Below are 12,965 nucleotides of genomic sequence, written 5' to 3' on the forward strand. Positions count from 1 at the left end.
TGAGGCCGTCCTGATAGCGTGGCGCGTCTCACCGGGAGGCGCGCCATGCCGTCTGGAGTATCCTGGTTCGGGCGATCGACCTCGCCCCGCGAACCGCGATCTTTCACGGACGATCCGGCCAAGCTTGAAGCCGAGGCCTTGAAGGCGCGGCTGCAGAAGCTTGAGGCGCAGGTCGAGATGACCGAGCGCTATTTTACCGAAGCCTTCTGGAACGCCCTGGACGTCGCCTATGCGTCGATCCTGCCGCATCGCCCCCTGACCTGCGTGGTGTGTGGCCACACGGCCGGCCGCGACGGGTTCGAGATTCGCGAGGACCGCTGCTATTTCGGCGGCGGGCGGCTGGAGCGCTACGCGTGTCCGGACTGCGACTGCGTGTTCGGACCGCAGAAATACCTGGACCTCGACGAAGCCTTCGTCGGGCGCGACTACCAGGTGCTCTATTCCCGCTATTCCGAAGGCGACTCGACCGAGAACGAACTACGCGCCTTCCGCTCCCTGGAAGCGCGGCCGGGTGGTCGATATCTGGACTGGGGCGCGGGCGGTGGTTGGAATCGCACCCTGGCCACCTTGAAAGCCGAAGGCTGGGACGTTGTCGCCCACGAGCCCAACGCCGCCGGCTCAGCTGATTTCGGCGTGCCGACCTGGGACGGCGTCACCGGCGGGTTCGACGGCCTGTTCTCGAACAACGTCATCGAGCATTTCCGAGACCCCATTGCACAGTTCCGCGTCTTCCATGAACTGCTGCGCCCCGACGGCAAGATGGCGCACGCTTCGCCTTGCTACGATTACTGTTTCGCCTTTACGCGTTTTCATTCCGTCTTTCTGTTGGGCAGGTCGCCCTTCGTGCTGGCGGAACGAACCGGATTTAAGGTTGTTGATAGCGAACGGGATGGCCAATACATCAACTACGTGTTTCAGCGTGTTTGAAATCGCCGCCCGCTGAATGCGCCGGGATACGAGCGTCCGCCGGAGATCGGCGCCGCTGGTCACCCGAAAAAGAACGTGATAGGCGGTGGCCGACTAGCCGTGGTGATCTTCCTGAGAAGGGGCCGCGGCTGCAGAATTTGATCAAGAGGGACTGAACAGAATGTCCGACATTCTCGAGCGCGTGCGTAAGATCGTCATCGAACACCTGGATGCCGATCCCGAGAAGGTCACCGAGAAGGCTTCCTTCATCGATGACCTGGGCGCCGACAGCCTCGACAACGTTGAGCTGGTGATGGCGTTCGAAGAAGAGTTCGACATCGAAATCCCGGACGACGCCGCCGAGCACATCCAGACGGTTGGCGACGCCGTGAAGTTCATCACGGAAAAGACCGCCTAAAAGGCGTCGAGTTCGCACACGCGAACCTGACCATTTCCGCCGCGTCGCACGGGCTCTTGCCATCGTGCGCGCGGCGGTTTTCGTTTGAGGCCAAGATTCGCGAGTGGCGCGGCCTTGGGGGACTCCCCAGATCCGCGTTTCGCATCGAAGGTTTGGGAGTGATCCATGCGTAGAGTCGTTGTCACCGGGCTGGGCCTGCTGACCCCTCTGGGCCAGGGCGTTGACGTCACCTGGAAGAACATTCTGGCCGGCAAGTCCGGCGCGAACCGGATCACGGGCTTCGATCCCACGGACTACGCCTGCCAGGTGGCCTGCGAAGTGCCGCGCGTCGACGGACGCGGCGGTGGCGGTCCGGACGTGGAAGGCTCGTTCGATCCCGACCAGACCATGAGCCCGCGCGACCAGAAGCGCGTGGACGACTTCATCCTGTACGGCATCGCCGCGGCCGACGAGGCCATCAAGGACTCGGGCTGGGTTCCCGAAACCGACGAGGACAAGTGGCGCACCGGCGTCATCCTGGGTTCGGGCATCGGCGGCCTGTCGACGATCGCCGACACCGCGCTCGAGCTTGAGGCCAAGGGCCCGCGCCGGGTCAGCCCGTTCTTCATCTCCTCGGCCCTGATCAACCTGATCTCGGGCCAGGTCTCGATCAAATACGGCTTCAAGGGTCCGAACCACGCGGTGGTGACGGCCTGCGCCACCGGCGCTCACGCCATCGGCGACGCCGCACGCCTGATCAAGTACGGCGACGCCGACGTGATGGTCGCCGGCGGGGCCGAGGCGGCGATCTGCAAGGTCGGCATCGCCGGCTTCATCGCCTGCCGCGCCGTGTCCACCGACTGGAATGACACGCCCGAGAAGGCTTCGCGCCCCTACGACAAGGACCGCGACGGCTTCGTCATGGGCGAGGGCGCCGGCGCCCTCGTGCTGGAAGAGTACGAGCACGCCAAGGCGCGCGGGGCCAAGATCTACGCCGAAGTGGTCGGCTATGGCCTTTCGGGCGACGCCCACCACATCACCGCCCCGTCGGAAGACGGCGAAGGCGGCTTCCGGGCCCTGTCGGCGGCGGTAAAGGACGCGGGCCTGAAGCCCTCGGACATCGACTACGTCAACGCCCACGGCACCTCGACCATGGCCGACGGCCTGGAAGCGGGCGCGGTCGAGCGCTTCCTGGGCGACCACGCCAAGAACGTCGTCATGTCCTCGACCAAGTCGATGACCGGCCACCTGCTGGGCGCCGCCGGCGCGATCGAGGGGATCTTCTCGATCCTGGCGATCCGCGACCAGATCGCCCCGCCGACCATCAATCTCGACAATCCCGACGTCCACGTCGCCATGAACCTGGCGCCGAACAAGGCCGTGCCGATGAAGATCGACGTGGCCGTGTCCAACAGCTTCGGCTTCGGCGGCACCAACGCCACGGTCGTGTTCAAGAAGGTCACGTGAGCAACAAGCCGTCGCCTCCGCGCCGCGCGCCGCGCGCCAAGCCTTCCCGCCGGGAAACCGCTTCGGCGGGGCGTCGCCTGGGCCGCGGCCTGTTCGGCGCCTTCGTCACCCTCGTCCTCGTCGGCGTGGTGGCGCTGATCGGGGCGGCCTGGGTCTATAACGGCCCGGGTCCCGCGGCGAACGGCGGCGACAAGACCACCGTCGTGCTGCGGAAAGGCGCCAGCCTGCCCGAGATCGCCTCGACCCTCGAACGCGGCGGCGTGATCCGCTCGTCGTCGATCTTCATGACCGCCGCCAAGGTCACCGGCGCGGCCCGGACGCTGAAGGCCGGCGAGTACGAGTTCGCCCGCCGCGCCTCGATGGCCCAGGTGCTGGACGCCATCCGCCACGGCCGCATCGTCCGCCACTGGATCACCATCCCCGAGGGGCGGACCTCGGACATGGTCATGGACATCCTCAACGCCTCCGACGTGCTGGTCGGCAGCGCCGCGACGCCGCCGGAAGGCGCGATCCTGCCCGAGACCTACGAGGTCCAGCGCGGCGAGGACCGCGCGGCTGTCCTGCAGCGCATGATGAACGATCGCGACGAGTTGCTGGAGCAGCTGTGGGCCAACCGCCAAGAGGGCCTGCCGTTCCAGACCAAGGAAGAGGCCGTCACCCTGGCCTCGATCGTCGAGAAGGAAACGGGTCTGGCGTCCGAGCGTCCGCGTGTGGCGTCGGTGTTCGTCAATCGTCTGCGCACGGGCATGCGCCTGGGCTCGGATCCGACGATCATCTACGGCATCTCGCGCGGCCGGCCGCTGGGACGGGGCATCCGCCTGTCCGAGCTGCAGCGCCCGACGCCGTACAACACCTATCTGATCGAGGGCCTGCCGCCGACGCCGATCGCCAATCCGGGCCGCGCGGCCCTGGCGGCGGTGCTGAACCCGCCCAAGACCGAGGACCTCTACTTCGTCGCCGACGGCACGGGCGGTCACGTCTTCGCCTCGACCCTGGAAGCCCACAACGCCAACGTCCTCAAGTGGCGGCAGATCGAGCGCGAGCGGGCGGCCGAGGCTCCGGTCGCGCCGGCCAAGCCGGCGGGGAACTAGACGATGGCGCTCTCGGGGATGACGGGTTTCGCTCGGGCTGAAGGCGCGCACGGCGCCTGGACCTGGGCGGTCGAGGCGCGCAGCGTCAACGGCCGCAACCTCGAGACGCGTTTCCGTGGCCCGCCCGGCTTCGAGAGCCTTGAGCGCGCCGCGCGCGACGGCTCACAAGCCCGCTTCCAGCGCGGCCAGCTGACGGTCGGCGTCCAGGCCAAGCGCGCCGAGACCACGGGCGAGACCCAGGTCAATATCGCGACGTTGGAGCGCTATCTGACCGCCGGCGGGCCTTATGTCGCCACCGGCATGGTCGCCAAGCCCACCCTGGACGGTCTGCTGGCGCTCAAGGGCGTCATCGAGGCCCGTGAGGACGAGGACGACGCCGAAACGCGCGCCGCCGTCGAGGCGGCCATGGCGGCGTCGATCACCCAGGCCCTGGACGGTCTGAAGTCGGCGCGGCTGGAGGAGGGCGCGGCGCTGGATCCGGTGCTGAACGGCCTGATCGACCGCATCGAGGCGCTCACCGCCCAGGCCGAGCGCGAGGCCGCCGGTCAGCCGGCCGTGCTGAAGGAACGCTTCGCCCGCCGGATGGCCGAACTGGTCGGCGAGGCCGCCAGCGAGGAACGCATCGTCCAGGAAGCCGCCGCCCAGGCCGTCAAGGCCGACGTGCGCGAGGAACTGGACCGCCTGGCCAGCCATATCGTGGCCGCGCGAGGCTTGCTGTCGGGCGAAGGGGCGTCGGGCCGCAGACTCGACTTCCTCTCCCAGGAATTCATGCGAGAATCCAATACCCTCTGTTCGAAGTCGGCCCTGACCGCCCTGACCGCGATCGGTCTGGAGCTCAAGGCCGTGATCGAGCAGTTCCGCGAGCAGGTCCAGAACGTTGAATAAGCCCCATCATCCCACGCGCGGCCTGCTGTTGATGGTCGTCGCGCCCTCGGGCGTCGGCAAGACGTCGCTGACCCGTCGTCTGGTGGCGGACCACAACGACCTGCACCTGTCGATCAGCGCCACGACCCGGGACCCGCGCCCGGGCGAGCACGACGGTCGCGACTACCACTTCGTCACCCGCGACAAGTTCCAGGCGATGATCGAGGAAGACGCTTTCCTGGAGTGGGCCGAGGTCTACGGAAACTTCTACGGCAGCCCCAAGCCGCCCATCATGGCGGCCTTGGAACGGGGCGAGAGCGCTCTGTTCGACATCGATTTCCAGGGCGCGATGAAGGTCCATGCCCAGGCCCAGCAGGACAGCGTTCTGGTCTACATCCTGCCGCCGTCGCTGGCCGAGATGAGCCGTCGTCTGCACGCCCGCAGCCAGGACAGCGAGGAAGTCATCCACCGCCGTCTCTCGCGCGCCAAGGACGAGGTCGCCGACTGGGAGCGCTTCGACTACGTCATTCTGAATGAGGATTTCGACAAGGCCTATTCGGACCTGGCCCACATCTATCACGCCGAGCGTCTGAAGCGGGCGCGTAACCCGTGGATCGGCGGGCTGGTGGGCGATCTCCTGAAGGAAGAGATCTAGGATCTAACGGCGGGCCAGAGGCCCGCCGCAGAGCCCGGCGCCTTAAAGCGCGCGACGGGCGAAGATCAGGTGGTACAGCGCCAAGATCACGACGGCGCCGATCGTGGCCACCAGCAGGCTGTAGAGGTTGAACCCCGACACGCCGCTGTTGCCGAACTGGTTGAACAGCCAGCCGCCGACGAACGCGCCGACGATGCCGAGCACGATGTCGAGCAGCACGCCGCTGCCGGAACGGTTGACGAGCTTGCTGGCGATGAAGCCGGCGATCAGGCCTAGAAGAAGCCAGGCGAGAATGGACATCGTAGGGACTCCCTGAGCGGTCGCCCTGTGCGACCCTGCCCAATCAAGAGCCCAACGGCGCCGTTAGTTCCCGGAAGGCTTAACGCTTCACGCGGTCCTGCACATAGGCGATCAGCTTCTCGGCCGGGGCGCGGCCCAGCGCGATGAAAAAGCCGGAACCCAGAACGGCTCCGATCAGAAACGACAAGCTCATCGCGATATCCCTACGACCGACCCATGGCGAACTGCGATCAGCTATTGCAGACGCCCCGTGGCCAAGCCAAGGCGACAAGGAGGCGCTGCGACGATCGGTCGTTAGCTGCTCAAGCGCGTGGCGGCCGCGGGCGGAGCGAGGATGGTCAGGAAGCAGGTCAGGCCCTCGGGCGCGTAGTCGAAGTCCGCGGAGCCGGCCAGGTCGCCCTTCAGGCTGGCCGCGATCAGGCGCGAGCCGAAACCGCCGCGCTGAGGCGGCTTGACCTTGGGGCCGCCGCGTTCGCGCCAGGTGATGGTCAGTCGTGTGCGGCTGTCGATGCTCCAGCTCACCACGACGCGGCCGGCCTCGGTCGACAGGGCGCCGTATTTGGAGGCGTTGGTGGCCAGCTCATGGAAGATCATGGCCAGGGCGACGGCCGCGTTCGGGGCCAGCGGCACGGCCGGACCGTCCAGTGAGAGCTGATTGGCGTAGGGGCGCAGGGCCTCCGCCAGCAGCTCGCCCAGATCCGCGCCTTCCCAGTTGCGGCGGGTCAGGAGGTCGTGGGCGCTGGCTAGGGCATAGAGGCGGTCGTTGAACTGGGTAAGGCCCGCCTCGCCGCCCTCGCGCAGGCTGTGGCGCGCCAGGGACTGGACCACGACCAGGGTGTTCTTCACCCGGTGGTTCAGCTCGTTGATCATCAGCTGCTGGCGGTCGGCCGCCTTGCGGGCCTCGCCCTCGCGTTCGCGCAGCACGCCATCGGCCGCCTGCAGCGAACCTCGCACCTCGGCGATCTCCTGAAGATGCGACGGGGCTGGGTGCAGCACCGCGCCCGCCGCCAGGGCCTCGGCCTCGGCCACCAGCCCGCGAACATCGCGCGAGATCGGGCGGGCGAAGGCGAAGGCCGCCAGCACGCCGAGGGCGATCATCAACACCGCCCCGGCCAGGGCCGGGCCTAGCGAGCCCAGGACAGCCCGGTTCAACTCCTCGCGCGGCACGCCGACGATGAAGGTCCAGCCGTAGGTCGGCGAGCGGCTGAAGGCCGACAGGGTCGGGACGCCGTCCAGGGTCCGGGTGCGGACCACGCCTTCATTGGCGCGGGCCATGGCGCTTTGCATGTCCGGACTGGCGTGGCGACCCACCATCTTTTCCTGGTCGCGTGAGCGGGCGACCAGGGCGGCGTTGCGGTCGACGATGGCGGCGGTCCAGGTCGAAGGGAAATCCTGGGCGCTCATCAGGCCGCTGAACGACGCCGGATGCTGCACATAGGCCAGGGCGTAAAGCCGACCCTCGACCAGCACCGGGATGTTGATGGCCACCACCGGGCCTTGCGCCGCGACACCCTCGATCAGGTTGGAGACGCTGATGACCCCTCTCTGGAGCGAGCGCCAGCGTTCTTCGGACATTGGTGTTGCGGGGGGCGGGGCGCCAAGCGGCAGCAGGGTGTTGAGCCGCTGACCCTTGTTGTCCAGCAGCACGATCCAGGCGTCGCGGCCCTTCATCGCGTCCCGCGCCTGCTTTTCAAAGGTCGCGAGGTCGCCGTCCGCCAGGGCGGGGGAGACCGCCAGGCCCTGCAGGACGCTTTGGCCCAAGCCCAGCTGGCGATCGGTGGCCAGGGACAGGGCGCGGGTCATGGCGATCAGCTGGGTGGCGAAGCGTCGCTGGCCCTCGCCGTACTGCATGGCCACGAGGGCGCCCATCAGCAGAATGGCCGGCGCGGCCAGGGTGAGGGCCATGAACAGCAGCCGTCGCGCCACCGTCGAGGGCGCCTTCACCGGACTGTTGGTGTTCACGTTCGCCCCGCTCATTCCCCGGCAAGCTGGAGGGCGCCGGCAGCATCGTCAATAGCCGGCGGCCCTTTCCCGGCTCAATGGCGGGACGACACAACCATCCAGATCGCCATGGCCACCATCATCAGGTTCTCGATCAGGCCGGGCCTTGCCCGATCCTCACGGCCTTCGACTAGCTGGTCGCCTGTAGCACGGGCCGCGCCGAGGCGGCGGCGGGACGGCCGCCATCCACCAGGATCGCCAGGGCGGCCAAGGACAGCATCGTGCAGATCAGGATCAGGCGGATGGTCATGACGGCTCTCCCGGCGCGTGTTCCGGGCAGGAAAGGGCGTCGTGGATGAACCTAGGCTGAAGGCTTGGTCTTGCCGTAGATGGTCAGCACGCAGGTGAGGCCTTCCCGCGCGTAGTCGAACCGGGTTTCGCCAGCCAGGTCGCCGCGCAGGCTGGCCGTGATGAGCCGTGAACCGAAGCCGTTCCGGGTGGGAGGAACGACCACCGGACCGCCGGCCTCGCGCCAGGTGATGACGAGGCCGCTCGCGCCGCGAGGCCGCCAGATCACCGTGACGCGCCCGGACTCGACGCTCAAGGCGCCGTACTTGGCGGCGTTGGTGGCCAGTTCATGGAAGGTCATGGCCAAGGCCACGGCGCTGTTGGGCGACAGCGGCGCGGCGGAGCCGTCCAGTGTCACCTGGCGGGCATAGGGTTCGAGGCATTCGGTCAGCAACTCACCCAGATCCGCGCGTTCCCAGCTGCGCCGGGTCAGCAGGTTGTGGGCGCGCGACAGGGCGAAGATCCGCTCGTTGAACTTCTCGAGGCCCACCGGGCCGCCCTCGCGCAAGCTGTTGCGGGCCAGGGACTGGACGATGGCCAGGGTGTTCTTCACCCGGTGGTTCAGCTCGTGGATCATCAGTTGCTGGCGCTCGCGCGCCTCGCTGGCTTCAAGTTGGCGACGGCGCAGCACACTGGCGGCGGCCCGCAGCGAACCGCGCACCTCGGCGATTTCCTGCAGCTGCGAAGGGGCCGGTTCCAGCGGGACGCCGCTGGCCAGGGTCTCGGCCTCGTCCACCAGGCGGCGGACATCGTCCGAGATCGGTCGGGCGAAGGCGGACGCCGCCAGGATGCTGAGCACGATCAGCGCGATCGAACCCGCCAGGGCCGGGCCGAACGACCCCAGCAGGATCCGATAGACCTCCTCGCGCGGCACGCCGATGATGAAGGTCCAGTTCGAGATATTTGAGCGGCTGAAGGCGGCGTAGGTCTTGACGCGGTCCAGGGTCTCGCTCGGCACCACGCCCTCGTTGGCATGGACCATGGCCTCCCGGATCGCCTGGTTGACCTTGCGGCCGACGAACTTCTCGTGATTGCGCGAGCGAGCGATGACGGAGGCGTTGCGATCGACGATCGTGGCGTTCCAGCCCGGCGGGAACCGTTGCGCGGCGATCAGCGCCCGGAACGCCGTGGGGCGCTGGACATAGGCCAGGCCGAAGAGGCGGCCGTCCACGCGAACAGGGACGGTGATCGACACCACGGGACCGCGCGCGGCCGAGCCTGGACCCAGGTTGGAGATGATGGTCTCGCCGCGCTGCAACTGGGCCCAGGGTCCGAGGCCGATCGGCGTGGCGGGCGGGATATCGCCCGGAGGCAGCAGGGTGTTGACCCGCTGGCCCTCCCTGTTCAGCAGCACGAGCCAGGCGTCGCGGCCGCGGATCGTCTCGCGCGCCTGCTTTTCGAAGGTCTTCAGGTCGCCGTCGGCCAGGGCGGGGGACACCGACAGAGCCTGCAGAATGCTCTGCCCCTGGCCGATCTGGCGCTCGGTGGCCAGGGACAGGGCGTGGGCGGTCGCGAGCAGCTGGGTGTTGAAGCGCTGGCGGCTCTCGTTGAACTGCAAAGCCACCAAGGCAGCCATCAGCAGGATGGCCGGCGCGGCGAGCGTCAGGGCCATCAGCAACAGACGTCGCGCTACGGTGGACGGAGCCGTGGCTCCGTTTTTGCTGTTCACGATGAATCGACTCCCCCGTGGGGCAAGCTGGGCGGTCATCGCCCTAGGGTCAACCGGGGGCGGCCTTCAGATTGTATCGACTAGACCGGAGTCGCTCGCGCCAGCGCCAGGAAGCCGGCCAGGTCTATGACCTCCGCGCGGGCGTCCGGATTGACCCCGGCGGCCTCGCACAGGTCCGTCCCGCCCAGGCCTTTGAGGCTGGAGCGCAGCATCTTGCGGCGCTGGCCGAACGCGGCGGCGGTGACGCGTTCCAGGGCGGCTATGACATCGGCTGGTGGCGGATCGGCCTTGGGGACCAGGCGCACGACCGCCGAGGCCACCTTGGGCGGCGGGGTGAAGGCCTTGGCCGGCAGATCCATGATCGTCTTGGCCTCGCACAGGGTCTGGGAGATGACGGCCAGGCGTCCGTAGGCGTCGTCGTCGGTCTGGGCGACGATGCGGTCGGCGACTTCCTTCTGGAACATCAGGGTCATCGACAGTGGGCGGAACGGACCGGTCAGCCAGTTGATCAGGAGCTGGGTGCCGACATTGTAGGGGAGGTTGGCGACCACGTGGGCCGGAGCGCCGGCGGCCTTGGCGGCGTCGACCCTGAGGGCGTCGCCCTCGACCAGCTCCAGGCGTCCGTCCGCGACCTCGGCCAGTTCCGACAGCAGAGGCAGGAAGCGGCTGTCCTTCTCGATCGCCACGACGCGGGCGCCGGTTTCCAGCAGGGCCCGGGTCAGGCCGCCCGGGCCGGGACCGACCTCGACCACGGTGTCGCCTTCGCCGATCTGGGCCAGGCGGGCGATCTTACGGGTGATGTTGAGGTCCAGCAGGAAGTGCTGGCCAAAGCTCTTGCGCGCCAACAGGTCGTGGCGCTCCAGGGCCTCGCGCAGGGGCGGCAGGTCGGCCAGGCTCATTTCAAATTCTCTCAGGCGCCGCGGCGGGCGGCGATGTCGGCCGCCAGCTGGATCGCGGCGATCAGGCTATCGGGACGGGCCAGGCCGCGTCCAGCGATGTCGAAGCCCGTACCATGGTCGGGCGAGGTGCGCACGATCGGCAGGCCCAGGGTGATGTTCACCCCGCCCCAGAAGTCGAGCATCTTGACCGGGATCAGCGCCTGGTCGTGGTACATGCAGAGCACCCCGTCGTAGCGAACGCGGGCTTCCGGATGGAACAGAGTGTCGGCCGGAGCCGGACCGAAGGCGTCGACGCCCAGGTCCTGCAGGGCTCGGACGGCCGGACCGATGATCTCGATCTCCTCGCGGCCCAGCGCCCCGCCTTCGCCGGCGTGGGGATTGAGGGCGGCGACGGCCAGGCGCGGCATGTTGATCCCGAAGTCGCGGCGCAAGGCCTGGGCGGTGACCAGGCCGCTGTTGACGATGGCCTCGATGGTCAGGGCGCCCGGGACCTTGGCGATCGCGGTGTGGATCGTCACCAGGGTGGCGCGAAGGTCGCTGGCGGCCAGCATCATCACCGGTCCACGCGCGCCCTCGAAGCGCTCGGCGGCGGTCAGCTCGGCCAGGAACTCGGTATGGCCCGGAAACTTGAAGCCGGCCTCGTAGAGCGGTGCCTTGGCGATCGGGGCCGTGACCAGGCCCGAGACCGCGCCCGACAGGGCCAGGCCGACGCCGGTCTCGATCCAGCGGATCACCTGGGGCGCATAGGTCGGCGAGGGCCGGCCGGAGACGACCGGCGAGAGCAGGGGAATGTCGATGACCGGCAGGGCGTCGGCGAAGACGCCCATGGCCTCGTCGGGTCCCGTGACGGCGCGGACCTTGATCTCGCCGCCGGCCGAGGCCAGCAGCTGAGCATCGCCGACCACGACGAAGGGCGGACCGTCCTGGCGCAGGGCGCGCCAGGCCTTGGCGATGATCTCCGCGCCGACGCCGGCCGGATCGCCGGCGCTCAGGGCGAGAGGGCGGGCCGTCACCGGGTCTCGATGGTGGCCTGGTTGCGCAGGTCGCGCAGGTAGCGCTTGGCGATCAGCGCCAGTTGCTGGCCGCGCAGGCGGTTCTCGATCTGGTCGTGGTTCGGCGCGTTGACGCCACCCTGGCGCTTACCGCAGACGGCGATCAGGTGCATGCCGGCGTCGGTGCGGATCGGGTCCGAGATCTGGCCGACATCCAGCTTATTGGCCGCGTCCTGGAAGGCGGGGGCCAGGTCGGTGATCTCGGCCTCGCCGAGGTCGCCGGCCACCAGACCGTCCACCTTGCCGGCGGCGGCTTCCAGCGTCTCGCAGCTGGTGATCTTGGGCTTCAGGTCGGTCAGCAGTTTGACGGCCGCGTCGATCTGGGCCTGGGTGGCGTCGGCGGCCAGGGGCGCGGCGACTTGCTTGAGATCGACGATGGCCGTCTTGGAGCCGGCGCGCTTGTCGCGCAGATAGATGATGTAGACGCCGTCCTTGACCTGGATCGGACGCGACAGCTGGCCGGGGCGCAGCTGTTCGAGCGCGGCGTCGACCTCGGCCGGCATCTCGCCCTGGCTGACCCAGCCCACGTCGCCGCCGTTGGCCGCGGTGGCCGAGCCGGAGAACTGGCGGGCGACGGCCGCGAACGGCGCGCCCTGCTGCATCTGGGTGATCAGCTGGTTGGCGCCGCCGGCGGCGACCTCCATGCCGCCGACGCGGTTGGCGTCGAGGAACACTTCGCTGATCTGGTACTGCGGCTTGGCGGCCGACTCGGCCAGGCGGCGCTGATAGGCCTTGATCTGGTCCTCGCCGATCCGCAGGCGCGAACCATAGCGGCCCTGGATCCACGACTGCCAGCTGCTCTCGGCGCGCAACTGGGCGCGCCAGGTGTCCAGGCCGATGCCTTGGGCGACCAGCGACTGGTTCAGCTGCTCGGCGCTCATCTTGTTGGACTGGGCGATGTCGGCGACCTGCTCGTCGACTTCCTTGTCGGTCGAGATGATCGTGATCTTCTGCTGCTTCTCGACGCGCTTGAGCTCCTGCATCTGCAGGCGTTCGTCGATCAGCGAGCGCAGGGCTTCCTGCTCGATCTGAGGCAGGTTTTCCTGGGTCGGCTGCATGCCCGAGGTGGCCATCAGCAGGCGCATGCGCTGCATCAGGTCATAGCTCGAGATCACGTCGTCATTGACGACCGCGGCGACGCTTTCGGAAAGCGGCTGCGGCGCCTGAGGCGCGGCTTGCGGCGCGGCGGCGGGAGCCTGGACCTCTGGCGGGGGAGGGGCGGCCTGAGCGGCCGCCTGTCCCTGAGCCAGAACGGGCAGGCCGAGGCTCGCCACGGTCAGGGCGAGAATGGACGCGGCGCCGGCCGCGAAAGTCGTCACGCTACGCGCAGACCGCATGGATAGTGTCGTTCCTCTAGGCCCAGCCACCCCCCTCGG

At 68.4% G+C, this 12,965-nt stretch carries 13 protein-coding genes; 6 read left to right on the top strand and 7 right to left on the bottom strand.

All coding sequences use genetic code 11. The features are described from left to right. Positions 1-18 precede the first annotated feature (18 nt). The 6 genes from AC1RRV_RS18865 to gmk all read left to right on the top strand — a co-directional run bounded on the left by AC1RRV_RS18865 (position 19) and on the right by gmk (position 5,380). Positions 19-927, top strand: a complete 909-nt coding sequence (locus AC1RRV_RS18865) for a class I SAM-dependent methyltransferase (RefSeq protein WP_492861186.1) — start codon at positions 19-21, stop codon at positions 925-927. A 160-nt stretch (positions 928-1,087) separates the two neighbouring features. Continuing rightward, positions 1,088-1,324 carry an acyl carrier protein gene (locus AC1RRV_RS18870; protein ID WP_004615098.1) on the top strand — a complete coding sequence of 79 codons (237 nt, stop codon included), beginning with the start codon at positions 1,088-1,090 and terminating at the stop codon, positions 1,322-1,324. A gap of 165 nt (positions 1,325-1,489) precedes the next feature. Next, positions 1,490-2,770 carry a beta-ketoacyl-ACP synthase II gene (gene fabF / locus AC1RRV_RS18875; RefSeq protein WP_492861187.1) on the top strand — a complete coding sequence of 427 codons (1,281 nt, stop codon included), beginning with the start codon at positions 1,490-1,492 and terminating at the stop codon, positions 2,768-2,770. Beyond that, positions 2,767-3,861 (top strand): endolytic transglycosylase MltG, encoded by a 1,095-nt coding sequence (mltG, locus tag AC1RRV_RS18880; RefSeq protein WP_492861188.1) that lies wholly within the window; start codon positions 2,767-2,769, stop codon positions 3,859-3,861. The genes fabF and mltG overlap by 4 nt, the downstream gene beginning before the upstream one ends. A gap of 3 nt (positions 3,862-3,864) precedes the next feature. Continuing rightward, positions 3,865-4,746, top strand: a complete 882-nt coding sequence (locus tag AC1RRV_RS18885) for a YicC/YloC family endoribonuclease (protein WP_492861189.1) — start codon at positions 3,865-3,867, stop codon at positions 4,744-4,746. Next, positions 4,739-5,380, top strand: a complete 642-nt coding sequence (gene gmk, locus AC1RRV_RS18890) for a guanylate kinase (protein ID WP_492861190.1) — start codon at positions 4,739-4,741, stop codon at positions 5,378-5,380. The genes AC1RRV_RS18885 and gmk overlap by 8 nt, the downstream gene beginning before the upstream one ends. 42 nt (positions 5,381-5,422) lie before the next feature. On the opposite strand, the gene AC1RRV_RS18895 is transcribed toward gmk, so the two are convergent. The 7 genes from AC1RRV_RS18895 to AC1RRV_RS18925 all read right to left on the bottom strand — a co-directional run bounded on the left by AC1RRV_RS18895 (position 5,423) and on the right by AC1RRV_RS18925 (position 12,926). Next, positions 5,423-5,680, bottom strand: coding sequence for a GlsB/YeaQ/YmgE family stress response membrane protein (locus AC1RRV_RS18895; RefSeq protein ID WP_492861191.1), 258 nt, complete (start codon positions 5,678-5,680; stop codon positions 5,423-5,425). 294 nt (positions 5,681-5,974) lie between these two features. Next, positions 5,975-7,657: a sensor histidine kinase gene (locus AC1RRV_RS18900; RefSeq protein ID WP_492861192.1), complete on the bottom strand. Its 1,683-nt coding sequence runs from the start codon at positions 7,655-7,657 to the stop codon at positions 5,975-5,977. 154 nt (positions 7,658-7,811) lie between these two features. After that, the gene (locus AC1RRV_RS18905) at positions 7,812-7,931 is read right to left on the bottom strand and encodes a hypothetical protein (RefSeq protein ID WP_492861193.1); all 120 of its coding nucleotides are present in this window, start codon (positions 7,929-7,931) and stop codon (positions 7,812-7,814) included. Between the two features lie 51 nt (positions 7,932-7,982). Next, on the bottom strand, positions 7,983-9,638 hold the full coding sequence (locus AC1RRV_RS18910; protein WP_492861194.1) for a sensor histidine kinase: 1,656 nt from the start codon (positions 9,636-9,638) through the stop codon (positions 7,983-7,985). Positions 9,639-9,718: 80 nt separating this feature from the next. Further along, positions 9,719-10,537 (bottom strand): 16S rRNA (adenine(1518)-N(6)/adenine(1519)-N(6))-dimethyltransferase RsmA, encoded by an 819-nt coding sequence (gene rsmA / locus AC1RRV_RS18915; RefSeq protein ID WP_492861195.1) that lies wholly within the window; start codon positions 10,535-10,537, stop codon positions 9,719-9,721. Between the two features lie 11 nt (positions 10,538-10,548). Next, positions 10,549-11,550: a 4-hydroxythreonine-4-phosphate dehydrogenase PdxA gene (pdxA, locus tag AC1RRV_RS18920; protein ID WP_492861196.1), complete on the bottom strand. Its 1,002-nt coding sequence runs from the start codon at positions 11,548-11,550 to the stop codon at positions 10,549-10,551. Further along, positions 11,547-12,926 carry a peptidylprolyl isomerase gene (locus AC1RRV_RS18925; RefSeq protein WP_492861197.1) on the bottom strand — a complete coding sequence of 460 codons (1,380 nt, stop codon included), beginning with the start codon at positions 12,924-12,926 and terminating at the stop codon, positions 11,547-11,549. The genes pdxA and AC1RRV_RS18925 overlap by 4 nt, the downstream gene beginning before the upstream one ends. Positions 12,927-12,965: the final 39 nt, after the last annotated feature.

Source organism: Caulobacter sp. GW821-FHT11E10, assembly GCF_058808375.1.

What these genes read in the sequence shown, in the direction of transcription:
- AC1RRV_RS18870 (WP_004615098.1), top strand. Translation starts at nt 1,088, where the DNA reads ATGTCCGACATTCTCGAGCGCGTGCGTAAGATCGTCATCGAACACCTG.
- fabF (WP_492861187.1), top strand. Translation starts at nt 1,490, where the DNA reads ATGCGTAGAGTCGTTGTCACCGGGCTGGGCCTGCTGACCCCTCTGGGC.
- AC1RRV_RS18885 (WP_492861189.1), top strand. Translation starts at nt 3,865, where the DNA reads ATGGCGCTCTCGGGGATGACGGGTTTCGCTCGGGCTGAAGGCGCGCAC.
- AC1RRV_RS18895 (WP_492861191.1), bottom strand. Translation starts at nt 5,680, where the DNA reads ATGTCCATTCTCGCCTGGCTTCTTCTAGGCCTGATCGCCGGCTTCATC.
- AC1RRV_RS18900 (WP_492861192.1), bottom strand. Translation starts at nt 7,657, where the DNA reads ATGAGCGGGGCGAACGTGAACACCAACAGTCCGGTGAAGGCGCCCTCG.
- AC1RRV_RS18905 (WP_492861193.1), bottom strand. Translation starts at nt 7,931, where the DNA reads ATGACCATCCGCCTGATCCTGATCTGCACGATGCTGTCCTTGGCCGCC.
- rsmA (WP_492861195.1), bottom strand. Translation starts at nt 10,537, where the DNA reads ATGAGCCTGGCCGACCTGCCGCCCCTGCGCGAGGCCCTGGAGCGCCAC.
- AC1RRV_RS18925 (WP_492861197.1), bottom strand. Translation starts at nt 12,926, where the DNA reads ATGCGGTCTGCGCGTAGCGTGACGACTTTCGCGGCCGGCGCCGCGTCC.